General features: G+C 66.6%; 16 protein-coding genes and 3 rRNA genes. 12 read left to right on the top strand and 7 right to left on the bottom strand.

Going from position 1 to position 24,542, the window contains the following annotated elements:
* Positions 1-53: 53 nt before the first annotated feature.
* Positions 54-1,241 (bottom strand): homogentisate 1,2-dioxygenase, encoded by a 1,188-nt coding sequence (locus HDA40_RS21555; protein WP_253758695.1) that lies wholly within the window; start codon positions 1,239-1,241, stop codon positions 54-56.
* Between the two features lie 95 nt (positions 1,242-1,336).
* On the opposite strand from HDA40_RS21555, the gene HDA40_RS21550 reads away from it, so the two are divergent.
* The 6 genes from HDA40_RS21550 to HDA40_RS21525 all read left to right on the top strand — a co-directional run bounded on the left by HDA40_RS21550 (position 1,337) and on the right by HDA40_RS21525 (position 10,428).
* Positions 1,337-2,191, top strand: coding sequence for a hypothetical protein (locus tag HDA40_RS21550; RefSeq protein ID WP_253758693.1), 855 nt, complete (start codon positions 1,337-1,339; stop codon positions 2,189-2,191).
* A 13-nt stretch (positions 2,192-2,204) separates the two neighbouring features.
* A complete protein-coding gene (locus tag HDA40_RS21545) occupies positions 2,205-3,338 on the top strand; it encodes a fumarylacetoacetate hydrolase family protein (RefSeq protein ID WP_253758691.1) in 1,134 nt (377 codons plus the stop codon).
* Positions 3,339-3,808: 470 nt separating this feature from the next.
* Positions 3,809-5,324: ribosomal RNA gene (locus HDA40_RS21540) — 16S ribosomal RNA — on the top strand.
* Between the two features lie 396 nt (positions 5,325-5,720).
* Positions 5,721-8,838 (top strand): 23S ribosomal RNA (locus HDA40_RS21535).
* 107 nt (positions 8,839-8,945) lie between these two features.
* Positions 8,946-9,062 (top strand): 5S ribosomal RNA (rrf, locus tag HDA40_RS21530).
* Together the 16S, 23S and 5S rRNA genes form the textbook arrangement of a ribosomal RNA operon.
* Before the next feature lie 79 nt (positions 9,063-9,141).
* Positions 9,142-10,428: an outer membrane protein assembly factor BamB family protein gene (locus HDA40_RS21525; protein ID WP_253758677.1), complete on the top strand. Its 1,287-nt coding sequence runs from the start codon at positions 9,142-9,144 to the stop codon at positions 10,426-10,428.
* Positions 10,429-10,435: 7 nt separating this feature from the next.
* On the opposite strand, the gene hisC is transcribed toward HDA40_RS21525, so the two are convergent.
* From hisC to hppD, 4 genes are all read right to left on the bottom strand, one after another.
* Entirely contained in the window at positions 10,436-11,482 is a 1,047-nt protein-coding gene (gene hisC, locus HDA40_RS21520; protein WP_253758674.1) for a histidinol-phosphate transaminase, read from the bottom strand.
* Between the two features lie 14 nt (positions 11,483-11,496).
* Entirely contained in the window at positions 11,497-12,300 is an 804-nt protein-coding gene (locus HDA40_RS21515) for an RDD family protein (protein WP_275978280.1), read from the bottom strand.
* 4 nt (positions 12,301-12,304) lie between these two features.
* Positions 12,305-13,033 carry an RDD family protein gene (locus HDA40_RS21505; protein ID WP_253758672.1) on the bottom strand — a complete coding sequence of 243 codons (729 nt, stop codon included), beginning with the start codon at positions 13,031-13,033 and terminating at the stop codon, positions 12,305-12,307.
* Positions 13,034-13,206: 173 nt separating this feature from the next.
* The gene (gene hppD, locus HDA40_RS21500) at positions 13,207-14,346 is read right to left on the bottom strand and encodes a 4-hydroxyphenylpyruvate dioxygenase (RefSeq protein ID WP_253758670.1); all 1,140 of its coding nucleotides are present in this window, start codon (positions 14,344-14,346) and stop codon (positions 13,207-13,209) included.
* Positions 14,347-14,447: 101 nt separating this feature from the next.
* Here hppD and HDA40_RS21495 point away from each other — a divergent pair, with 101 nt between their 5' ends.
* The 3 genes from HDA40_RS21495 to HDA40_RS21485 all read left to right on the top strand — a co-directional run bounded on the left by HDA40_RS21495 (position 14,448) and on the right by HDA40_RS21485 (position 18,063).
* Positions 14,448-14,930, top strand: a complete 483-nt coding sequence (locus HDA40_RS21495) for an Lrp/AsnC family transcriptional regulator (protein WP_253758668.1) — start codon at positions 14,448-14,450, stop codon at positions 14,928-14,930.
* Positions 14,931-15,034: 104 nt separating this feature from the next.
* Entirely contained in the window at positions 15,035-16,348 is a 1,314-nt protein-coding gene (locus tag HDA40_RS42180) for an outer membrane protein assembly factor BamB family protein (RefSeq protein WP_253758666.1), read from the top strand.
* Positions 16,349-16,401: 53 nt separating this feature from the next.
* Positions 16,402-18,063, top strand: coding sequence for a fumarate hydratase (locus HDA40_RS21485; protein WP_253758664.1), 1,662 nt, complete (start codon positions 16,402-16,404; stop codon positions 18,061-18,063).
* A 46-nt stretch (positions 18,064-18,109) separates the two neighbouring features.
* Here the strand turns inward: HDA40_RS21485 and HDA40_RS21480 are convergent, their stop codons facing one another.
* Positions 18,110-20,503, bottom strand: a complete 2,394-nt coding sequence (locus HDA40_RS21480; protein ID WP_253758662.1) for a hypothetical protein — start codon at positions 20,501-20,503, stop codon at positions 18,110-18,112.
* Between the two features lie 81 nt (positions 20,504-20,584).
* Positions 20,585-21,196, bottom strand: a complete 612-nt coding sequence (locus HDA40_RS21475; protein ID WP_253758660.1) for a helix-turn-helix domain-containing protein — start codon at positions 21,194-21,196, stop codon at positions 20,585-20,587.
* Positions 21,197-21,219: 23 nt separating this feature from the next.
* Here HDA40_RS21475 and HDA40_RS21470 point away from each other — a divergent pair, with 23 nt between their 5' ends.
* The 3 genes from HDA40_RS21470 (at position 21,220) to rlmB (ending at position 24,537) form a co-directional block, all read left to right on the top strand.
* Positions 21,220-21,879, top strand: coding sequence for an HAD family hydrolase (locus tag HDA40_RS21470; RefSeq protein ID WP_253758658.1), 660 nt, complete (start codon positions 21,220-21,222; stop codon positions 21,877-21,879).
* A gap of 124 nt (positions 21,880-22,003) precedes the next feature.
* The gene (gene cysS / locus HDA40_RS21465; protein ID WP_253758656.1) at positions 22,004-23,422 is read left to right on the top strand and encodes a cysteine--tRNA ligase; all 1,419 of its coding nucleotides are present in this window, start codon (positions 22,004-22,006) and stop codon (positions 23,420-23,422) included.
* Positions 23,422-24,537, top strand: a complete 1,116-nt coding sequence (gene rlmB, locus HDA40_RS21460; RefSeq protein WP_253758653.1) for a 23S rRNA (guanosine(2251)-2'-O)-methyltransferase RlmB — start codon at positions 23,422-23,424, stop codon at positions 24,535-24,537. The genes cysS and rlmB overlap by 1 nt, the downstream gene beginning before the upstream one ends.
* Positions 24,538-24,542: the final 5 nt, after the last annotated feature.

Genomic DNA, 24,542 nt, shown 5'->3' with positions numbered 1-24,542 from the left:
AGCGGGCACAGCGATCCGCAGCGGGCACAGCGATCCGGCAAGAGCGACGAGCGTCAGCCGGCGCCGTCCGGCCGAGCAGCCCCCGGCCGAGCCCACGTCCACGCGTACGCGTCGTCTTCGCAAGCGAGTCCGGCGTCGCACAGGTCGAGGGGCCGGAACGTGTCGACCATGACGGCCAGTTCGTCGAAGTAGTCCGCGCCGATCGCGCGTTCGGCCGCACCGGGCTGGGGCCCGTGGGTGAAGCCGGACGGGTGCAGCGAGATGGAACCCTGTTCGATGCCGGAGCCGCGCCGAGCCTCGTAGTTCCCGCCGGTGTAGAAGAGCATCTCGTCGGAGTCGACGTTGTGGTGGTTGTACGGCACCGGGATCGCCAGCGGGTGGTAGTCGACCTTGCGCGGGACGAACGAGCAGATCACGAAGTTCGGGCCTTGGAAGGTCTGGTGTACGGGCGGCGGCTGGTGGATCCGGCCGGTGATGGGCTCGAAGTCGTGGATGGAGAACGCCCACGGGTAGAGGTGCCCGTCCCAGCCCACCACGTCGAACGGATGGTGCGCGTAGGTGAACTTCGTCCATCCGCGCCGATGCTGGACCAGGACGTCGACCTCGGTCTCGTCGACGAGCAGCGGCGCGGACGGGCCTCGGACATCTCGTTCGCAGTACGGCGAGTGCTCCAGGAACTGGCCGCGGACGGAGAGGTAGCGCTTGGGCGGGCCGATGTGCCCGGTCGCTTCGATCGCCAGGATCCGGACCGGCGCGCCGATCGGCACCACGCGGTAGATCACCGAAGTCGGGATGATCACGTAGTCGCCTTCGCCCGCTTCGAGCAGCCCGAACGAGGTCTCGAAGACGGCTCGGCCGGATTCCAGGTAGAGGCACTCGTCGCCGACGGCGTTCCGGTAGAGCGGAGACGGGGTATCGGCGACCACGTAGGAGATGCGTACGTCGTCGTTGGCGAGCAGGTGCTGCCGGCCGGTGACCGCGTCGGCGCCGCCGACTTCCAGCTTGTGCGTCTGCAGGTGGCGGGGCTTCAGCGGGCGGTTGGGCACGCGGCTCCAGGCCGGCGGGTCGTACGCCTCGGCCGCCACGATCGCCGTCGGGAGGTACCGGTGGTAGAGCAGCGAGGAGTCGGAGGAGAACCCCTCCTGGCCCATCAGCTCCTCGGCGTACAGCGTGCCGTCCGGCTGGCGGAACTGGGTATGTCGCTTCCGCGGGATCTCCCCGACGCTCCGGTAGTACGGCATCGTGACCTCCCAAGATTGCCCGCTGTGCATACTCGATCGTCCGATTATCGGACAGACTTGTCCGCTCCGCAATGCATCCGCTAGATTGCCTGATCATGTCAACGGCGGCGAGCGCATCAGTCCCACCGCTCCTGAAGCGGTTGCTCGACGATGCCGCCGTGTTCCCGCCGGGCAACGCGACGCTGCCGCAGGCCGTCACCGGGCATAGAGAGCACCGCTCCGCCTGGTACGCCGCTCTCGTCGGAGTGCTCCTGCTGCCGGCGTCCGGTTTGAAGGAAGCCGCCGCGCAGGTACGCGCGGACGAGCGGATCGAGGTCGGCGTCATCGGCGACCTCCCCTTATCCCAGTTGTCCACCGCGCTCTCGGGGGGCGATCCCCGGATATCGGTGCAACAGGTGGAGACGGCCGTCGCCAAACGCGGCGAGGATCCCCAGCCGGGCTTGCGAGCGCTGCTCTCGATGCTCGCCGAGCACGACCTCATGGGATACGCCGAGATTCCGCTGACCTGGGGATTGCTGGGCGCTCTGGACACCGTCGCCGAAGCACGCGCCGCCGGCCAGCCGGTCGCGGCGAAGTTCCGCACCGGGGGCCTGGCCGCAGAGCTGTTCCCCACTCCGATGGAACTCGCCGCGGTGATCTGCGCCTGCCGCGACCGCGCGCTGCCGTTCAAGCTCACCGCCGGGTTGCACCACGCCGTGCGCCACACCGATCCGGAGACCGGCTTCGTCCACCACGGTTTCCTCAACGTGCTCGCGGGCGCCTGCGCCGCCGCGGAAGGCGCCGAGGTCGCCGACGTCGCGGCCGTGATCGGGACGACCCAGCCGCTGACCTTGATGGAGGCGGCGCGTACTCGCCGTCATGCCGAGCGCCCGCTCTGGGTCGGCTACGGCACCTGTTCGATCGCCGAGCCGCTGGAAGACCTGATCCAGCTCGGTCTGCTCGGCTTGTAACCCGGGAGGGTCAGTGCTCGATCACCTGCCGTATGGCGTCTTTCGACGTATCGGGGAGACCCGGTGCGCGGCCCGCTGGGGCGATCACCTGATCGACCTTCACGCGGCGGAGACGCGCGGGTCGATCTCCGCCGGCGGCGCACTGCTCGCGCCCACCCTCCAGAAGTTCCTGGCCGCGGGCCCAGACGTCTGGCAACGGGTACGCCGAGAGCTGCTGGATCTGGTCAGCAGCCCTGCGCTCGCAGAACTCCTGGTCCCGTTGAGCGAGGTCGAGCTGGTGTTGCCGTTCGAGGTGGCCGACTACGTCGACTTCTACTCCTCCGAACACCACGCGTCGAACGTCGGCCGAATCTTCCGGCCGGGCCAACCGCCGGTGTTGCCGAACTGGCGTCACCTGCCGATCGGTTACCACGGACGAGCCGGCACCGTAGTGGTGTCGGGTACTGAGATCATCCGGCCGTCCGGCCTGCTCTCCCCCGGCGTCGTCGGGCCGTGCCGCCGCCTCGACATCGAGGCCGAGGTCGGCTTCGTCGTGGGTACGCCGTCCGAGCTGGGCACTCCGGTGCCGCCGGCGGACTTCGCCCAGCACGTCTTCGGGGTGGTGCTGGTCAACGACTGGTCCGCCCGCGACATCCAGGCGTTCGAGAACCAGCCTTTGGGTCCGTTCCTCGGCAAATCCTTTGCGACGTCTGTGTCGGCTTGGATCACCCCGCTCGCCGCGCTCGCCGACGCCTGGGTCGCCGCGCCGACACAGGATCCGCCGGTCGCGGACCATCTCGCGGACTCACCGCATCTCGGGCTCGACTTGCGGATGACCGTCACCTGGAACGGGGTGGAGGTCAGCCGGCCGCCGTTCGCCTCGATGTACTGGACGCCGGCTCAGCAGTTGGCCCACCTCACGAGCAACGGGGCCAGTCTGCGTACGGGGGACTTGTTCGCCTCCGGAACGGTGTCCGGTCCCGAACGGAATCAGGTCGGTTCTTTCCTCGAACTCACCTTGGGTGGCACCGAACCGAGGGAAATTTCGGGGCAGCAGCGCACCTTCCTGGAAGCCGGCGACGAGGTCCTGATCAGCGCGTACGCCCCCGGACCGGACGGTTCCCGGATCGATCTCGGATCGGTAGCGGGAAAGATTCGAGATAATTGATTTGCGGTCCCTGCGGGGTCTGCGTAATGTTCTCTCTGCCAGCGCGGAACGGACAAACGAGCCGGAAACACTCGGATCGGAAGGCCGGAGCGGGGCAGGCTACAACCGGGCGGTGCGGGGTTGACTTCGCGAAATTGACCGGCTAAAGTAGTCAAGCCAGCAAGGAACGGCGGAGCACGTCTCCGAGCCACATCTGCTGGATCCCCCTGGAAACACAACATCACTACTCGTGGTGTGCGTCTCTATGGGAACCGGGCGAGGCGGGTTGACACCGCGAACTCGACCGAGTAAGTTAGATGAGTTGCCCCGAGCAAGGTCCCACAATGTGGGATCACGGTCCGGTGTGTGCTTGTTCTTTGAGAACTCAACAGGGTGCTTGTAAAGCCAGTGCCAAAGTATGCACATATCATCCTCGTGATGATTCCTTTGGTTGCACCGCTGAGGCGGTGTTGCCAGGATTTTTGAATTCTTTGTTGGAGAGTTTGATCCTGGCTCAGGACGAACGCTGGCGGCGTGCTTAACACATGCAAGTCGAGCGGAAAGGCCCTTCGGGGTACTCGAGCGGCGAACGGGTGAGTAACACGTGAGTAACCTGCCCCGGGCTCTGGGATAACTGTCGGAAACGATGGCTAATACCGGATATACACATTTGATCGCATGGTTGGGTGTGGAAAGTTTTTCGGCTTGGGATGGGCTCGCGGCCTATCAGCTTGTTGGTGGGGTGATGGCCTACCAAGGCTTTGACGGGTAGCCGGCCTGAGAGGGCGACCGGCCACACTGGGACTGAGACACGGCCCAGACTCCTACGGGAGGCAGCAGTGGGGAATATTGCACAATGGGCGAAAGCCTGATGCAGCGACGCCGCGTGAGGGATGACGGCCTTCGGGTTGTAAACCTCTTTCAGCAGGGACGAAGCGCAAGTGACGGTACCTGCAGAAGAAGCGCCGGCCAACTACGTGCCAGCAGCCGCGGTAAGACGTAGGGCGCGAGCGTTGTCCGGATTTATTGGGCGTAAAGAGCTCGTAGGCGGCTCGTTGCGTCAACCGTGAAAACCCGGGGCTTAACTTCGGGCTTGCGGTTGATACGGGCGGGCTGGAGTTCGGTAGGGGAGACTGGAATTCCTGGTGTAGCGGTGAAATGCGCAGATATCAGGAGGAACACCGGTGGCGAAGGCGGGTCTCTGGGCCGATACTGACGCTGAGGAGCGAAAGCGTGGGGAGCGAACAGGATTAGATACCCTGGTAGTCCACGCTGTAAACGTTGGGCGCTAGGTGTGGGGGGCCTCTCCGGTTTCCTGTGCCGTAGCTAACGCATTAAGCGCCCCGCCTGGGGAGTACGGCCGCAAGGCTAAAACTCAAAGGAATTGACGGGGGCCCGCACAAGCGGCGGAGCATGCGGATTAATTCGATGCAACGCGAAGAACCTTACCTGGGTTTGACATCACCGGAAATCTCGCAGAGATGCGGGGTCCTTCGGGGTCGGTGACAGGTGGTGCATGGCTGTCGTCAGCTCGTGTCGTGAGATGTTGGGTTAAGTCCCGCAACGAGCGCAACCCTCGTTCCATGTTGCCAGCGGGTTATGCCGGGGACTCATGGGAGACTGCCGGGGTCAACTCGGAGGAAGGTGGGGATGACGTCAAGTCATCATGCCCCTTATGTCCAGGGCTTCACGCATGCTACAATGGCCGGTACAATGGGCTGCGATGCCGTAAGGTGGAGCGAATCCCAAAAAGCCGGTCTCAGTTCGGATCGGGGTCTGCAACTCGACCCCGTGAAGTCGGAGTCGCTAGTAATCGCAGATCAGCATTGCTGCGGTGAATACGTTCCCGGGCCTTGTACACACCGCCCGTCACGTCACGAAAGTCGGCAACACCCGAAGCCCGTGGCCTAACCCTTGTGGAGGGAGCGGTCGAAGGTGGGGCTGGCGATTGGGACGAAGTCGTAACAAGGTAGCCGTACCGGAAGGTGCGGCTGGATCACCTCCTTTCTAAGGAGCACCTCCCTGTGAAAGCAGGGCAGGACCTCACGGATGGCGAATGTCTGTCCGGGGGGCTCAATTGGCGGAGACACTGGTTAGTCTGGGCCGGCAACGGCCGACCTCTTAGTACTGCGGGGCGAAAGTTCTGCGTGGAACAGGGTTGGTGCGGCTGGTATCGGATGATGAGCACCCTGTTGGGTATCTGAGAGAACAAGCCTCTGGGGCGGTTTTCTTGGGTCCGATCACTTCCTTGCGGTCAAACTGCTCGGGTTTTTCTCGGGTGTGTGTCTCGCGGGTGGGTTGTGGTTGGTTGTTTGTTGAGATGTGGATAGTGGACGCGAGCATCTTGTTTCTCTGCATGTTTTTGACATGTTTGTAGAAGCCGAGAAGTATCTATCTGTCTTTGGTCAAGTTGTTAAGGGCGGACGGTGGATGCCTTGGCACCAGGAGCCGATGAAGGACGTGGGAGGCCGCGATAGGCCTGGGGGAGCTGTCAACCTAGCTGTGATCCCAGGGTGTCCGAATGGGGGAACCCAGCACGAGTCATGTCGTGTTACCTGCACCTGAATTCATAGGGTGTAGGGGGGAACGCCGGGAAGTGAAACATCTCAGTACCGGCAGGAAGAGAAAACAATAGTGATTCCGTGAGTAGTGGCGAGCGAAAGCGGATGTAGCCTAAACTTTGCGTGTGTGATACCTGTCAGGGGTTGCACGTGGGGGGTTGTGGGATGCCACGGATCGGGCTGACAACCGGTCGAGGAGTTACAAAATCTGGGGTTAGTCGAAGCGCATGGGAAGGCGCACCGTAGACGGTGATAGTCCGGTAGGTGAAAGTTCCAGATCTCCTGTGGCGTGTCCCGAGTAGCGGCGGACTCCTGTAATCTGCCGTGAATCTGCCAGGACCACCTGGTAAGGCTGAATACTACCTGGTGACCGATAGCGGACAAGTACCGTGAGGGAATGGTGAAAAGTACCCCGGGAGGGGAGTGAAATAGTACCTGAAACCGTTCGCCTACAATCCGTCGGAGCTGACAGCGTAAGCTGAAGGTGACGGCGTGCCTTTTGAAGAATGAGCCTGCGAGTTAGTGGCATGTGGCGAGGTTAACCCGGGTGGGGTAGCCGTAGCGAAAGCGAGTCTGAATAGGGCGGTTCAGTCGCGTGTCCTAGACCCGAAGCGGAGTGATCTAGCCATGGGCAGGCTGAAGCGAAGGTAAGACTTCGTGGAGGGCCGAACCCACCAACGTTGAAAAGTTGGGGGATGACCTGTGGTTAGGGGTGAAAGGCCAATCAAACTCCGTGATAGCTGGTTCTCCCCGAAATGCATTTAGGTGCAGCGTCACGTGTTTCTTGCCGGAGGTAGAGCTACTGGATGGCCTAGGGGGCCTACAAGCTTACCGAAGTCAGCTAAACTCCGAATGCCGGTAAGTGAGAGCGTGGCAGTGAGACTGCGGGGGATAAGCTTCGTAGTCGAGAGGGAAACAGCCCAGATCGCCGGCTAAGGCCCCTAAGCGTGTGCTAAGTGGGAAAGGATGTGGGATCGCGCAGACAACCAGGAGGTTGGCTTAGAAGCAGCCACCCTTGAAAGAGTGCGTAATAGCTCACTGGTCAAGTGGTTCCGCGCCGACAATGTAGCGGGGCTCAAGCACACCGCCGAAGCCGTGGCACTCACACTTTGCTCGGCCGGATGTACCTGCGGGTCTCCGGTCTAGGCGTGTGGGTGGGTAGGGGAGCGTCGTGCGTGCGGGGAAGCGGCAGGGTGACCTAGCCGTGGAGCGCGTGCGAGTGAGAATGCAGGCATGAGTAGCGAAAGCAGGGTGAGAAACCCTGCCGCCGGATGACCAAGGGTTCCAGAGTCAAGCTTATCTGCTCTGGGTGAGTCGGGACCTAAGGCGAGGCCGAGAGGCGTAGTCGATGGACAACGGGTTGATATTCCCGTACCCGCGAAGCAGCGTCAACGCTGAACCTCACTGTACTAACCTCCTGCGGGAGCGGAGGCCTTCGGGCTGAGGCTTTTGTGGTTGGGATCTTGGTGGGTAGTAGGTGAGCGATGGGGTGACGCAGGAAGGTAGCTGAGCCCGGCCGGTGGTTGTGCCGGGGTAAGCGTGTAGCCCGTGCCATAGGTAAATCCGTGGCACATGGGGGTGAGACGTGATGCCGAGCCGTATCAGGTGAAGTCAGTGATCCTATGCTGCCGAGAAAAGCCTCTAGCGAGTTGTGAGCGGCCCGTACCCGAAACCGACACAGGTGGTCAGGTAGAGAATACCGAGGCGACGGGCGAACTGTGGTTAAGGAACTCGGCAAATTGCCCCCGTAACTTAGGGAGAAGGGGGGCCTCTGCTGGTGATGGCACATGCTGTCTGAGCTGGTGGGGGTCGCAGAGAGCAGGGGGAAGCGACTGTTTACTAAAAACACAGGTCCATGCGAAGTCGTAAGACGCTGTATATGGACTGACGCCTGCCCGGTGCTGGAACGTTAAGGGGACCGGTTAGCCTCACGGCGAAGCTGAGAACTTAAGCGCCAGTAAACGGCGGTGGTAACTATAACCATCCTAAGGTAGCGAAATTCCTTGTCGGGTAAGTTCCGACCTGCACGAATGGCGTAACGACTTCCCCACTGTCTCAACCACAGGCCCGGCGAAATTGCACTACGAGTAAAGATGCTCGTTACGCGCGGCAGGACGGAAAGACCCCGGGACCTTTACTATAGCTTGACATTGGTATTCGGACTCAATTGTGTAGGATAGGTGGGAGCCTGTGAAGCTCGGACGCCAGTTCGGGTGGAGGCAACGTTGAAATACCACTCTGTTGTGTTTGGGTATCTAACTTCGGACCGTTATCCGGTTCAGGGACAGTGTCTGGTGGGTAGTTTAACTGGGGCGGTTGCCTCCTAAAGGGTAACGGAGGCGCCCAAAGGTTCCCTCAGCCTGGTTGGCAATCAGGTGTTGAGTGCAAGTGCACAAGGGAGCTTGACTGTGAGACTGACGGGTCGAGCAGGGACGAAAGTCGGGACTAGTGATCCGGCACTGGCTTGTGGAAGCGGTGTCGCTCAACGGATAAAAGGTACCCCGGGGATAACAGGCTGATCTTCCCCAAGAGTCCATATCGACGGGATGGTTTGGCACCTCGATGTCGGCTCGTCGCATCCTGGGGCTGTAGCAGGTCCCAAGGGTTGGGCTGTTCGCCCATTAAAGCGGTACGCGAGCTGGGTTTAGAACGTCGTGAGACAGTTCGGTCCCTATCCGCCGTGCGCGCAGGAGACTTGAGAAGGGCTGTCCCTAGTACGAGAGGACCGGGACGGACGAACCTCTGGTGTGCCAGTTGTACCGCCAGGTGCATGGCTGGTTGGCTACGTTCGGAAGGGATAACCGCTGAAAGCATCTAAGCGGGAAGCTCGCTTCAAGATGAGGTCTCCCACCACGTGAGTGGGTAAGGCCCCCAGGTAGACGACTGGGTTGATAGGCCAGACATGTAAGCTCGGTAACGGGTTCAGTGGACTGGTACTAATAGGCCGAGGACTTGACTAAAACATTCGACGATAGATTCGTCTTGTTGCTCGCGTTCACTTTTCACATCACGACCAGCAACCACTCGTAGCCGGATTTGGGCTCGTGGTTTGACAGGTTGATAGTGTTACGGCGGTCATGGCGGAGGGGAAACGCCCGGTTACATTCCGAACCCGGAAGCTAAGCCCTCCAGCGCCGATGGTACTGCACCGGGGACGGTGTGGGAGAGTAGGACACCGCCGGACAAACTTTCGATAAGGCCCTCCACTTCGGTGGAGGGCCTTATTGTGTTTGCGTTTTCCCACGCCGCTTAGAATGCCGATCATGCGCCGAATCACGGGCTGGAAGAAGTACGCGTTGTGGGCGGCGCTGGGCGTCGTGACCCTGGCCGCCTCCGGTGCCGTCGTGTGGCGCGTACTGGGGCCGGCAGAGGTAGTCACGACGGCGGGGACGGCGTACCCGAGTCCTTCGGTCACTCCGTCGGCCGGTGCGCTCGGTGCGCTCATCAACAGCCCGCTGATCGTCGACGAACAGCTCCGGGTGTACGCCGCCAAGCGGCAGATCCAGGCCGACGACCAGCCGGCGTACCGGTATGAGACGAGCCCGTTCTGGTCGTATCGGCGGTGGCCGCAGCAGCTCATCGGGTTGGTGCATCCGCCGACGGAGTCGACGTCGGGCGTACCGGTGGTCGTGGGGAGCTGGTCGGACGGCAAGCTCATCGCGATCGACGCCCGGACCGGCCAGGTCGCCTGGGAGTCCGATGCCGCAGTGCTCGGGACGGAGTATCCCGGTCGGCGTACCGGGTCCGCGGTCGTCTGGACGCCTGCGGGGTTGCTCACCGGGGTGACGACTGCAGGCAAGGGCGTCGTGGTGACGGCCAAGGAAGGTCTCACCGCCACAGACGCCGCTTCCGGCACCCGATTGTGGAGTACGCCGGACACCGGCTGCGCCGCGCTCGCGTTCACTGTCCGCAACGAGGTGGTGGTCCCCGATCGGTGTGACACCCCGACGGTGCTGCGCCGCTATGACCTCACCACCGGTACGCCGACCGACCTGCCGATCACGGTGACGAAGACGGCCACGCGGCCGGTGTCGCCGCTCGGCTGCCGCGTCGGCGTCTCCGAGTGCGGCGGGGTGCGTACGCAGGACGCGGCCTGGATCTGGGCAGACGGTACGCCCAAGGCGGCCGCGGGCCTCAAGGGTGAGAGCGTTTGGCTGGCCGGCACGACCGCGGTCGACGCCCCGCTCGGCGATACCGCGGACACCAGAGCGCTGACCGGCAAGGACCCCGTCACGGGTGCGGTGCGGTGGACCTGGAGCGCGGTCGGGGCGGACCCCTCCGACGCCCAGATCATCGCGACGACCCCGGAGCGGATTCTGTTGCTGACCCGGGCCCGGACGTTGATCGCCGTCGACCCGAATACGGGGAACGAACTGACCCGGATCTCGGTGATCATGGATCACGACCCGAAACAGCAGTACGCCGTCGGCCCGGTCTACGCGAGCGGGGTCTACGTGGCGATCGAGCGCCTGACCATGACCGCCGCGCAGGCCGAAACCGACGACGAGTACTACTTCACGAACCGGCCGGTGTTGCTGGCCGCGAGCTGACGAGCGGCTAGAAGGCCTTCTCGGCGGCGTTGAGGAAGGTGTCGTTCTCCTCGGGCGTACCGATGGTCACCCGGACGCCGTCGCCGGCGAACGGGCGGACGATCACGCCGGCTTGCTCGCACGTCTCGGCGAACGCCGTCGACCCGTCGCCCAGCGGCAGCCAGACGAAGTTCGCCTGCGACTCGGGGATGTCCTGACCCAGCTTGAGCAGCGTGTCCCGGACCCGAGAGCGCTCGGCGACGACGAGGGCGGCCCGGCGGGCCATCTCCTCCTCCTGGTCGAGCGCCGCGAGCGCGGCGGCCTGGGCGGCGATGTTGGTCGAGAACGGGGTGATGACCTTGCGGACCGCCTCGGCGACCTCCGGCTGCGCCACCAGGTAGCCCGCCCGCAGTCCGGCCAGGCCCCACGCCTTGGACAGCGTACGCAGCACGACCACGTTGGGCCGGTCACCGAACTCCGCCAAACCGTCCGGCACGTCCGCGTCGGTCACGAACTCCCGGTACGCCTCGTCCAGGACGACGACGACCTCGGGGCCCACTGCGTCCAGGAACTCGCGGAGCTCGGCCCGCCTGATCGGCGTACCAGTCGGATTGTTGGGGTTGCAGACGATGACCAGCTTGGTCCGCGACGTGACCGCGGCCGCCATGGCGGGCAGGTCGTGCTCGTGGGTCGCAGTGTTGGGCACGCGGACGGACGTGGCGCCGGTCGTGGCCGCGATGATCGGGTACGCCTCGAAAGACCGCCACGAGTAGACGACCTCGTCGCCGGGCAGACAGGTGGCCCGCATGATGTGCTCCGTCATGGCGACGGAGCCGCAGCCGGCGGCGATCCGGTCGACCGCGACGCCGAGGCGGGCCGAGAGCTTCTCGCGGAGCGCGACGACGCCGAGGTCCGGATAGCGGTGTACGCCCTGGGCGGCCTCGACGATCGCCTCGACGACACCGGGCAGCGGGCCGTAGGGGACCTCGTTACTGGCGAGCTTGATCGAGCCCGGCACCGTCCGCCCAGGGACGTAGCTCGGCAGCGCGGCCAGGTCGGCACGGGTGAGATTCATCGCGGCCTCCTCCTTCAGTTCAATGGTGCCTTGCGATCGGGGATGCGCACCACGAAGGTGCGGGCCAGCCGGTCGTGCCAGGCCAGCCGCAGGACCGAGTCGGTCGCGACGAAGAAGTTGTCGATGATCGGCAGGACGAACCCGAAGACGCCGCAGCAGACGTAGAGCAGGAACGGGTAGCCGAACAGCGACCAGCGCCGGAAGGAGCGGCCGAACGGCAGCCGCTCGGTGCTCTCCCAGGGGATGACCCGCAGGCCGAGCGCCATCTTGCCGAGCGTCTGACCGCGGCTGTGGGTCACCGGCACCTCATATGCGAACCAGAGGGCGTACGCGATCAGGGAGATGATCAGGCCGAGTTCGCCGACCTTGCTCCAGGACTGGGGGTCCAGTTCGCCCGAGCGCAGCCACTCCTGGCCCAGCGTGGCCGACTCCATGATCCACTGGAAGAGGAAGTAACCGTTGAAGATCAGGTTCAGGACGAGCAGCGCGCCGAGGTCGATGGCGCGGGCGGCGAGCCGGCGGCCAGGCGAGGCGAGCGCGAGACCGTGCGGGGTCACCGGGCCGGTCGGCGGGAACGCGATGTCCTCGGGCCACCATGGCGGCTTCACGGGCGCGTACGGGCCGGGCGGCGGGTTACCGGGCGGCTGCTGGCCGGGGAACGTGACGGGCGGCGGCGCGACCGCCGTCTCGACCGGCTGCGCCGTGCCCGCCGGCGTCGACGGGTCTTCCGTCTGCTGGTCGGCCCATCCTTCGCCGTCCCAGTAACGGGTCGTGTCGGGATCGGCGGGATCGGGGTACCACCCGGGAGCTACGGACATCTCATCAACCGATCTTCACTACGACGGTGCGGGCGGCCTTGTCGTGCAGGCATTGCTGAAGCGGCTTGTCCCAGAGCTGCCACAGCCCGTCGACGTAGGAGAAGCCCGGGACGAGTGCGGCACCGTGTTCGACCAACCAGCGCTTGGCGAGCATGCCGCGCGTACGCTCGGTGGCCGGGTCCACCGGAACGATCTTAAGCTTGACCACCTTCTTGCCGATCGTCTGCCCCGACCGCCAGGTGAACTCCACCAGGTAGAGGTAGGAGATGATCAGGTTCACGATCAGGAGGGCGCCGAAGATCGCCAGGTAGCCCCAGATCAGGCTGGTGAACTCCGAGCCGTCCACTTCGACGGTGCCGTCGGCGGAGGTCTGGAGCGTGGTGACCTCGGAGACGAAGGCGTAGACCCACCAGATCAGCAGCGGGATCGCGAAGGCCGTGCTGATCGCGCCCATGATGAGCCCGTCGATCAGGTACGCGCCCAGGCGGCTGAAGAAGTCGGCCAGCGGCTGCCCGTTGGGCGCCAGCGGCGGAGGCTGCAGATAAACCGGTCTCGGGTAGCCGGGCGGGGGCGCGTACCCGGGATGGGGGTATCCGGGGTGGGCCTGCTGGGGCACCGCGTACCCGCCCGCCGGCACCCCCGCCGGGGCGGCCGGCTGAGCCGGCGCGGCCGGTTCAGGTGCGACCGGTTCAGGTGCGGGTTCAACGGGCGGCGACGATGTGGGTCCAGTCACGGCAGACATCCTGTCACGGCGCGACCACCGATGCCGTCGCCTGTTTCGCAGCAGATCAGGGATCTCGGTCGAATCTTGCACTGACCGCACTCCTGGCGGCCCGCCCAAGAGGCTCCCCGGCGATTCGACCGAGATCCCTGATCCAGCGCTTCGGGTGAAGCGGTCAAGGGCGGTCAGAGGTTTCCGCGGACCTCTTGCTCGCGCTCGATCGCCTCGAACAGGGCCTTGAAGTTGCCCTTGCCGAAGCCGAGCGAGCCGTGCCGCTCGATCAGCTCGAAGAACACGGTCGGCCGGTCCTGGACCGGCTTGGTGAAGATCTGCAGCAGGTAGCCGTCCTCGTCCCGGTCGACCAGGATGCGGCGCGCCTTCAGCTCCTCGATCGGGACCCGGACGACACCGATGCGCTCGCGCAGCTCCGGGTCGTCGTAGTAGGAGTCCGGGGTGGCCAGGAACTCGACGCCGGCCGCGGCCATGGCGTCCACGCTCGCCAGGATGTCGTTGGTGGCCAGCGCGATGTGCTGCGCGCCGGGGCCGCCGTAGAACTCCAGGTACTCGTCGATCTGCGACTTGCGCTTGCCGACGGCCGGCTCGTTGAGCGGGAACTTGACCTTGCGCGTACCGTTCGCGACCACCTTCGACATGAGCGCCGAGTAGTCGGTCGCGATGTCGTCGCCGATGAACTCCGCCATGTTCGTGAAGCCCATGACCTTGTGGTAGAACTCCACCCACTCGTCCATCTTGCCCAGTTCGACGTTGCCGACGACGTGGTCGACCGCCTGGAACCGGCGCTTGCCGGGGGCCACGATCGGGGCGCGCTCGATGAACCCGGGCAGGAACGGGCCGGTGTAGTTCGACCGGTCGACCAGCGTGTGACGGGTGTCGCCGTAGGCCGCGACGGCGGCGTACCGGACCGAACCGTGCTCGTCCTCGACGGTGGTGGGCGCTGTGAGGCCGGTCGCGCCGCTGGCGGTCGCGTGGGCGTACGCCGCGTCGACGTCCGGCACCTCCAGCGCGATGTCCACGACGCCGTCGCCGTGCTTGGCGTGGTGGTCGGCGCCCGGGGCGGCGGCGTGGACCGCACCCCGCAGCACGAACCGAGCTGAGCCGCTGACCAGCACGTACTCGGCGTAGTCGCGGTAGCCCTGCTCGGGGCCGCGGTAGGCGACCAGAGTCATCCCGAAGGCGGTCGAGTAATAATGCGCGGCCTGCTTGGCGTTGCCGACGAGGAACGCGACGTGGTCGACCGCTTTGACGGGGAAGACGTCCTGCTCATCGGCGGCCTCGTGGGCGGCCGGGATGGTCTGCGTGCTCATGGGGGTAGCCTGCGTCACACCGACCGGATGGGCAACCAGTACGGTGATCACTAGTCAAGTTGTGCAATCTGTATCGCGGGATCGGTGATTAGGTGGACAAGATGCCTAGCGAGGTCGACGCCCTGGATGCCCGGCTGATCCGGCTGCTGAACGAGGAGCCGCGGATCGGCGTACTGGAGTGCGCTCGTCGCCTGGCGGTCGCCCGGGGCACCGTGCAGGCACGCCTCGACCGCCTGCAGGCGCGGGGTGTGATCACCGGATTCGGGCCGCAACTCGACCCCGCCGCCCTCGGGTACGCCGTCACCGCCTTCGTCACGCTGGAGATCCGGCAGAGCCGGGGACACGACGCGGTGGCTGAACATCTTGTCGCCATCCCGGAGGTCCTGGAGGTCCACACGATCACCGGATCGGGCGACCTCGTCTGCCGGGTCGTGGCCCGATCGAACGCCGATCTGCAGCGGGTGATCGACGGGATCGTGGGCTATCACGCCATCGTCCGCGCCTCGACGATCATCGCGCTCGCCGAGCAGATCCCCTATCGGGTCCTGCCGCTCGTCGAAGCGGCGGCCGCAGTAGCTGGGTGATTCGCCCCAATATCACGTTGATCATGGACTGTCCGGTGGCGACACGCCGTCGAGTCAACGGTCAACTTCATGATCAACGGGCTGGTGGCGGATACCGTGTCCGCGTGGCCAAGGGGAGGTCGACCGCTTCGGGCTGGCTCGTCGCCGGTCTCCTTGTGCTGATCATCCTGGTGAGCACCGGCGTGTGGAACCCCTTCCCGGGCATCTGGAACTGGATCAACACCTCGGCCACGCTCGCCGACCCCGCGCCGAAATGGCAGGAGCGCCTCGGCGGCGTACCGGTCCACGTGCTCAACGGCGACGGCACGGTCATCGTCGAGCAGCGCGAATCCGTCGAAGGCCGGTCATTGACCACTGGTGCGCACCTCTGGCAGCAGGAGGCCGACTGGACGGCGCTGGCCGGCTCGACCGGGCGTACCGTCGTGGTCACCGGCAAGTTCCTCGTCAAGGGCTACCGCGTGCTCGATCCGCGTACCGGAAACCAGCTGCGCAAGAACGACAAGGCCGCGGCGGTCTGGACCTTCTCCGACGCGATGATCGACGTCACCTGCCGCAACTCGCAGGACTGCGTCCTCACCGCCCGGGAGCCGGCCAGCGGTGACGAGAAATGGCGGGCCGACCTGCCCGGCGTCGGCTTCGTGCTCTTCGCCGACAACCCGGACCTGCCCGGCCTGCGCCCGTTCGAGGTCGACCAGGCCGACGGCTCGATCGCCGGGCCCAGCCGCATGCCCCGCTACCTCGGCTTCCCGATCGACGACGAGATCCACCTCGTCGACACGCGTACCGGGGAGGTGGTCAACGTGCTCAAGAACGCGAAGAACGAGCGCGTCTACCTCGCCGGCGGCCGGGTGCTGCACAGCGAGGCCAAACCGATCTCGGGCGGCTGCGAACAACACCTCGTCGCCCGCGATCCGAACACCAACCGGGTCGTCTGGCGGCTCGACGGGTTCAACCTCGGCACCATCTCCGGCGCGGCCTGCGACCAGCGGTCCGAGCCGCGCGGCGCCGGATCCGCGCTGCTCGCCACCCGGCCCGACGGGCGCCAGGTCATGCTCGACGCGGCGGACGGCCGCCAACTGCTGGTCGCCCCGGCGGGCGCGAAGATCATCGCAAGCGACGGGGTACGCGCAGTGGTGCGGTCGAAGGACGGCAAGACGCTCACGGCGTACCAGTTGGGCGAGTCCGACGCGTTGTGGAGCCGGAAGGCCGACCCCAAGGCGAGCGTGGCCGTCACGCGTACTCATATCGTGGTCTTCGATCGGAAGCCCGACCGGATCCGGGTGCTGGCGCCGGACAGCGGACAGCCGGTCGTGGAGGCCGCGAGCGACGCGAAGGTGTTGACCCTGCTGCCGCAAGGGCTGTTGCTGGGCGACCGGCGGGATCTCGGCCTGCTGGCGTTCCCGAGCGTCCAACCGTGAGGTGAGGCACCGCTCCCGCTGGAGGCGACCGGCGGGTAGGTACTCTCATGTTCATGAGTTCCGGGGAGTTTGGGTACGCGCCGCTGCTGCCACTGGCGCCTGACGCGACCGAGTATCGGCTGATCACGGACGAGGGTGTGGACGTGGTCCGCGGTCCGGGCGGGCGCGACTTCCTCACCGTGGAGCCGGCGGTGCTCACCCAGCTGACCGCGGAGGCGATGCACGACATCGCCCACTTCCTGCGCCCGGCACACCTGACCCAGCTGCGGTCGATCCTCGACGACCCGCAGGCTTCGCCGAACGACCGGTTCGTCGCCCTGGACCTGCTGCGCAACGCGAACATCGCGGCCGGCGGCGTACTGCCGATGTGCCAGGACACCGGCACCGCGATCGTCATGGGCAAGCGCGGTCGCCACGTTCTCACCGACGGCGCCGACGAGCCCGCCATCGCGCGCGGCGTCTTCGAGGCGTACACCAAGCTGAACCTGCGATACTCGCAGCTCGCCCCACTGTCCATGTGGGAGGAACGCAACACCGGCAGCAACCTGCCCGCGCAGATCGAGATCTTCGCCGAGGACCCCGACGGGCACCCTGACGCGTACAAGTTCCTGTTCATGGCCAAGGGCGGCGGTTCGGCGAACAAGTCGTACCTGTTCCAGGAGACCAAGGCCCTGCTCAACCCGACCCGGATGATGCAGTTCCTCGAGGAGAAGCTGCGCGCCATCGGGACCAGCGCCTGCCCGCCCTACCATCTGGCCGTCGTCATCGGCGGCACCAGCGGCGAGCACGCCCTCAAGACCGCCAAGCTGGCCTCGGCGAAGTACCTCGACGGGCTGCCCACCTCGGGATCGATGCTGGCGCACGGGTTCCGTGACGTCGAACTCGAAGCCGAAGTGCTGGAGCTGACCCGGAACTTCGGGATCGGTGCGCAGTTCGGCGGCCGCTACTTCTGCCACGACGTCCGCGTCGTCCGGCTGCCCCGCCACGGCGCCTCGTGCCCGGTCGCGATCGCCGTGTCCTGCTCGGCCGACCGTCAGGCGGTCGCGAAGATCACGCCGTCGGGCGTCTGGCTGGAGCGTCTGGAGACGGACCCGGCCCGGTTCCTGCCGCACACCACGGCGGAAGACGTCAGCGAAGAGGTCGTCCACGTCGACCTCAACCAGCCGATGTCGGAGATCCGCAAGACCCTGGCGCAGTACCCGGTGAAGACCCGGCTCTCGCTGAACGGTCCGCTCGTCGTCGCCCGCGACATCGCCCACGCGAAGATCGCCGAGCGCCTCGACGCCGGTGAGCCGCTCCCGCAATACCTGCGCGACCACGCCGTCTACTACGCCGGCCCGGCGAAGACGCCCGAGGGGTACGCCTCCGGCTCGTTCGGCCCGACCACGGCCGGCCGGATGGACTCCTATGTGGCCAAGTTCCAGGAGGCCGGCGGCTCCTACGTGATGCTGGCCAAGGGCAACCGGTCGCAGCAGGTCACCGACGCGTGCGCCAAGTTCGGCGGCTTCTACCTCGGCTCGATCGGCGGACCGGCCGCGCGCCTGGCCGCCGACTGCATCAAGCACGTCGAGGTCCTGGAGTACGCCGAACTCGGCATGGAAGCGGTGTGGAAGATCGAGGTCGAGGACTTCCCCGCGTTCATCGTCGTCGACGACAAGGGCAACGACTTCTACGCCGCGACGTCGCAGCCGGTGCTCACCATCGGCCGTCGCTGAGCCTTGCCGGAGCCGGGGCCGCCCGCGTGGACGGCCCCGGCTCTGCTCAGCCGACGAGGATCGTCGTGTAGGTGTAGCCGGAGAGAACACCGGCCGTCGTGCGGCTGCGAACCGTGAGCGAGTGGTAGTAGCCGTCGGTCGCGGTCCAGGTGATCGTCGCGGTTCCGTCCGGGCCGATGACAGCCGCCTGCTGGTCGGCACCCTCGAACTGGTAGACGAAGTCAGCACCGCCGTCGAGCTGGTTGGTGAGGACGAAGGTGCAGAGCTGTCCCGGGCTGACCGTCGTCGGGTACGCGCAATCCGGCGAAGTGATCACCGGGGCACGGGGATCGACCTCGAACGCGTACTCAGTCGCGTCCGAGAGCTGCCCCGAAGTGCTGCGCGACCGTACTGTCAGGTGATACCAGCCGGCAGCCGTGGGCGCCCAGTCGATCGCCGCCGAGCCGTCCGCCCGGGCCGGGATCACCCGTTCAGCCTCGTAGCTGAACTGGTAGACGTACTCCACGACGTTGGACGCCGTCGGCGTCAGCTCGAACCTCCCGATCGTGCCGGGACCGCCGGACCGAGCCCCGGCCGGATACACGGTCGACTCGACCTTCGGCGCGATCGACGTACCCACGAAGTAGCCGTTGAAAGGCATGGAGGTCGTGCCGTCGCCGGTGACGCTGTAGACCTCCAGCCAGATTGCCGCCGAACGAAGGACCAGGGAGACCGTGGCCTTCCCCTCCGCGTCCGCCACGACCTCGCCACTCTCACCGTCGTTGGTGGAGTATTGGTAGCTCACCACGCCGTGCGAATGCGGGGCGAAGGTGAAATTGACGGTGGTCCCGACGACCGGGCCGGGGCCGTTGCTCGGGAAGTCGGCCGAGGTGACCACGGGCGTGCTGTCCGACCAGATGAAGGCCCAGTTCGTGCCGGACTTCACGCCGTCGGCGGTCACGCTGTAGAGGTACACGACGCTGCCGTCCTGCGCCGGCGTCACGTCCAGTACGGCGGTTCCGTCTGCGGCGGCCGCGATCTCCTGCTCGGCCGCGCCGTCGACCTGGTAGCGATACTTGACGACATCGGCCATGCGGGGTTGCAGCGACAGGTGATGCGGATCGCCCACCCACGCGTCCGGCGTGAGGTCGGTGATCAGCGGCGCCGTCGGCTTGACGAGGAAGTAGTACCGCGTGTCGGGCGAGCTGTTGAAGGCTCGGTCGACCGCCTCCACCACCAGGGTCTGCGGACCGTCACGGGTCGGGGTGTAGTCCACGATGGCGGACCCGCCGGGATGGTCGGCCGCGACATACCGGTACGCGCCGGACTCGCCCCACAGGAAGCCCGTCGTGTCGGGATCACCGGCGGCGTCGAAGACGAACTTGCCGGTGATGCCAGGTCCCCCGTGCGTCCACTGATCGTCGTCGGGGTAATCCGTCGAGGTGACCGTCGGAGCCGTAGCCGGTCCCGTCCGGTCGACGGTGAACCTGCATTCCTGAGTCCACTCCGACTCGCCGCCGTTGCCGTCCACGCCCTTGACCGCGATCGCGTACTCCCGGCCGTCCGTCAATCGCTCGGCCGGGATCGACAGCCTCGCGGTGAAGGGCGAGGACACGGTCGGTTCCAACCGCCATTCCTGGCGCTCGGCTGCCGCGTCCGTGGGCCAGAGCGCGAATACCGCGCCCACCGAGGAACCGATCCCGACCGGGCTGACGTCCGGATCGGTGACTAGGGCTGTCACGACCGGGCTCTGCCAGCGTACGTAGAGTTCTGCGCCGCAGGCCTGGCCATCGATCTTCACGTTGGTAGGGACGGTGGGGGGAAGGTTGGAAATGACCGACATGGGGACGTCGGGGTCGATCGAGCGTCCAAGATGGATGTTGCCTTCGTGCTCCTCCGGCACCCGGATCTCGAGAGTAACGGCCGTCTCGCCGGCCGCTACCGCCTGCCGAACCGCATCCGTGACGGCCATCGTGAACCCGCTGGCCGGGCACCAGTAGCCGCCCGGCACCGCGATCTGGGTCAGTTCCGTCGGAGCGTGCGTCCAGGTCGTCGCCGAGGTGATCGGCGTGGTCGTCCACAGTTCCCAGGTTCGGGGCTTGGAGCAGTCCTCGACCACGACGTCCTTGGCGAAGGCGTTCGCCTCGAGGATGGTCTGCCCCGACAGCCCGCTGAGGTCGAACGTGAAGTAGCCGCGGGACTTGTGATGCTTGCCCGCGTCGTCCCGCCAGGAGCCGATCGGCACCGGCTCGGCCGCCTTGAAATGGGCGACGGTGGGCTCACGTGAATCGGTGTACGCCCACGCGACCGGATGCAGCGCCTGGATGGAAGCGGCTGCGGCGGGCTGTGCCATGGCCGCGGTCAACGCGGTCCCGGCGACGGCTGCGGCGGTCAGGCGCGCGATGCCACGATAGACCGACCGTAGACGGCGGCCGGAATCCTCCCCGTGTAACGAGAACACTGGTCTCCTTTCTCGACAGATCGAGTGATCTGCCGTGGAGGGTAGACCGGTAGCGCCAGCGGCGCCTGCCTGTTCAGGGGGCTACTGGAGCGCTTGGGCGACCGCGGCGGCGGCGGTGAGCAGGGGTTCGCGTACGGCGGCGGGGTCCAACTCACCCAGCGACACGACACCGACGCTGGCCGAGATGCCTTCGACGCCGAGCACCGGGGCGGCCAGCCCGAACGCGCCCGGCTGCAACTCGCCCGCCGACCGGCTCAGCTCGCCCGTGACGATGGCCTTCCCGGCCGCGCCCCGATCGAGGGGATGCCGGGAGCCGACCCGGTACGCCACATGGAACATCGTCGAACTGGGTTCCACCACGGCGACGGCCACCGCTTCTGCCCCGTCGGCCAGGGTGAGATGCGCCGTCGCGCCGACCTGCTCGGCGAGCGTACGCAGAGCGGGCAGAGCGGCGTCGGCCAGCAGCGGTTGTGCTCGCCGGGCCAGGTGGATCAGGCCGATCCCCGGCAAGAGGCGGCCGGCCGAGTCCCGGCGTACCATGCTGTGCTCGCCGAGGGTGGCGGCGAGCCGATAGACGACCGCGCGCCCGACGTTCAGCCGGTTGGCCGCCTCGGTCACGGTGACCCCGGCCGGGCTGTCCGCGACCAGGGTGAGCAGGCGCAGCCCGCGATCGAGCGTCTGAGCGGTGTCCATGGCGCACAGAGTACGTTGGTCCGGTGATCACGACCGTGGCGTTCGACGCCGATTACACCCTCGTCGACCTGCTGCCCGCCGTGCTGGCCGGACTGGCCGCCGTCACGGCGGAGACCGGGGTGCCGGTGGAGGTGTTGCGGGCCGACGCCTCCGCGCACTGGGCGGCCACGCCAGAGCTGCCGGCGCGTGACATCCGGATCGCCGCGATGCGGCAGTCGCTGGCCCGCCACGGCCAGGAGGCGCGGCTGGACGAGATGGCGGCGCTGTTCTTCGAGATCCGGTACGCCCAGAGCCGCCCCTACCCAGGTGTCGTCGAGCTGCTTGCCAAGCTGCGCAGCGACTTCCAGCTCGGGTACGCCACGAACGCGAACAGCCGGGCGGACCTGGTCGGTCTCGACGGGTTGTTCGCGTTCGAGATCTACGCCCTGCAGAACGGGGTCCCGAAGAAGCCGGCCGCCGCGTTCTTCCATGCGGTGCTCGCCGCGGCGAAGGCCGGCCCGGCGGAGGTCGTCTACGTCGGCGACACGTACGCCCACGACGTGGTCGGCGCGGCGGCGGTCGGGCTGCGGACGGTGTGGCTCAACCGGGCCGGCGATCCCGTACCCGGCTCGGTCGTGCCGGACGCCGTGATCGACTCGCTCGACGAGCTTCCGGCGGTGCTTTCTCGCTGGAATGCCGCCTGAGCCCTTTCCCGGTGGATCACGGTTACGCACGCGATCTTGGCGGCCGGAAGCATGGATATCCCTGATCTGGGGTGAACGGTAAGGCGGTCCCGCTGTCGCTGGGCGCTTTGACTATCCTTGACGAGTGACGCTGAGACTCTTCGACACCGCAACCCGGTCCGTGCGCGACTTCGTGCCGCGCGTACCCGGCAAGGTTTCGATGTATGTCTGTGGTCTCACCGTGCAGTCGCCGCCACACATCGGGCACCTTCGTTCCGGCGTCAACAACGACGTGCTGCGCCGCTGGCTGATCCACAACGGGCTGGCCGTCACCTATGTCCGGAACATCACCGACATCGACGACAAGGTGCTGGCCAAGGCGGTCGAGCAGGACAAGCCGTTCTGGTCCATCGCGTACGCGAACGAGGTGCGCCTCGAAGCCGAGTACCGGGCGTTGAACGTCGCCGCGCCGACCTATGAGCCGCGGGCGACCGGGCACATCCCGGAGATGATCGAGCTCATCCAGATCCTGATCGAGCGTGGCCACGCGTACGCCGCCGAGGACGGTTCCGGCGACGTCTACTTCGACGTCAAGACCTACCCCGAGTACGGTGCGCTCTCCGGCCAGCGGGTCGACGAGATGCTGCCCGCCGGGGACGCCCCCGACCGGTCCAAGCGGGACCCCCGGGACTTCGCGCTCTGGAAGGGCGTCAAGGCGGGCGAGCCGGCGAACGCGTACTGGCCGTCGCCCTGGGGCCGGGGCCGGCCGGGCTGGCACATCGAGTGCTCGGCGATGACCTGGCGCTATCTCGGCGCCGAGTTCGACCTCCACGGCGGTGGCCTGGACATCTCCTTCCCGCACCACGAGAACGAGATCGCCCAGTCCCGCTCGGCCGGGCTGCCCTTCGCCCGCTACTGGGTGCACAACGCGATGCTCAACCTGGGCGGCAGCAAGATGGCCAAGTCCGTCGGCAACGTGCTCGACGTCGAGGCGATCAAGCAGCTCGGCGTACGCCCGATCGAGCTGCGCTACTACCTCAGCGCGGCGCACTACCGGTCGATCATCGAGTACTCCGAGGAGTCGCTGCGCGAGGCGGCCACCGGCTTCCAGCGGATCGAGGGCTTCATCCAGCGCGCGACCGAGGTCGTGGGCGAGGTCGAGCCGTCGGTGTTCTGCGCCGAGTTCGCCGAGGCGATGGACGACGACCTGAACACGTCGGCCGCGTTCGCCGCGATCCACGACGTGGTACGCGAAGGCAACACCGCGCTCGCGGCCGGCGAGACGAAGGCGGCCGCGGGGGCGCTGGCGAGCGTCCGCGCGATGCTCGGCGTCCTCGGGCTCGACCCGCTCGACCCGGCCTGGGCGCAGGGCGACTCGGCGAGCGGCGGGCTGCGATCCACGGTGGACGCACTCGTCGCGCTCGCCCTCCAGCAGCGGGCCGCCGCCCGCGAACGCAAGGACTGGGCCGCCGCAGACGCGGTCCGCGACCAGCTCAAGCAGGCCGGCGTCCAGGTCGAGGACACCCCGCACGGCCCGCGATGGACGATCGGAAGTGACAAGTAATGCCCGGCAACTCCCAGCGCCGCAACGCGCGTACCACCTCGAAGAAGGGCGCGTCGGGCGGGTCGGGTGGCAAGGGCCGCGACACGCTCAAGGGCCGGGGCAAGACCCTGCCCGCTGACGAGCGCCCGTGGCACAAGGGCTACTCGGGGACCGAGAAGCTGCCCTCGAAGACCGCATGGAAGCAGGACAAGGAGCGCAAGGCGGCCGCGGCCGAAGGTCGCGCGCCCAAGATCGGCAAGCCCGGCTCGAAGGACACCACCTGGGGCAAGGGCGGCACCGGCAAGGGCGCCCCGGTCAAGCGCACCGCCAGCCGCACCCCGGTCTCGCGCGGCCCGAAGGTCGCGCCCGGCCGCCGGTCGGCCACCCCGAAGGACGCTCCCGAGCTGCTCGTCGGGCGCAATCCGGTGGTCGAGGCGCTGCGCGCGCACGTACCGGCCACCGCGATCTACGTGGCCCTCGGCATCGACATCGACGAGCGGGTTTCCGAGGCGGTACGCACAGCGGGCGATCGCGGCATCCCGTTGCTCGAGGTCAGCCGGGCGGAGTTGGACCGGCTGACCGGTGGCGTGCTGCACCAAGGCATCGGAATCCAGGTGCCGCCGTTCGCGTACGAACCCTTCGAAGATCTGCTGAACGCGGCGCTGGAGCAGCCCACGGCCCCGTTGCTGGTGGCGCTGGACGGGGTGACCGACCCGCGCAACCTGGGCGCGGTCATCCGATCCGCCGCCGCTTTCGGAGCGCATGGGGTGTTCGTGCCGGAACGCCGGGCTTCTGGGATCACCGCGACCGCCTGGCGCACCAGCGCGGGCGCGGCGGCCCGAGTGCCGGTCTCCCAGGTCACCAACCTGACCCGGTCGCTCAAGCAGGCCCAGCAGGAAGGGTTCACCGTCGTCGGACTGGACGCCGACGGCGAAACCGACCTCTACAACCTGGAAGCGGCGGTCGGCCCGCTCGTGATCGTGGTCGGCTCGGAGGGGCGCGGGCTGTCCCGCCTCGTCGGGGCCACCTGTGACCTGCGGGTGAGCATTCCGATGGCGTCGACGGTGGAGTCCCTGAACGCTTCGGTGGCCGCCGCGGTGACACTGGCCGAGGTCGCTCGGCGTCGCGCGGAATAGTCCGA

The sequence above is a fragment of the Hamadaea flava genome, from assembly GCF_024172085.1.
In the GTDB taxonomy this organism is placed as follows: domain Bacteria; phylum Actinomycetota; class Actinomycetes; order Mycobacteriales; family Micromonosporaceae; genus Hamadaea; species Hamadaea flava.
The sequence above is the reverse complement of the archived record's forward strand: the minus strand, read 5'-3'. Positions and strand labels throughout refer to the sequence as shown.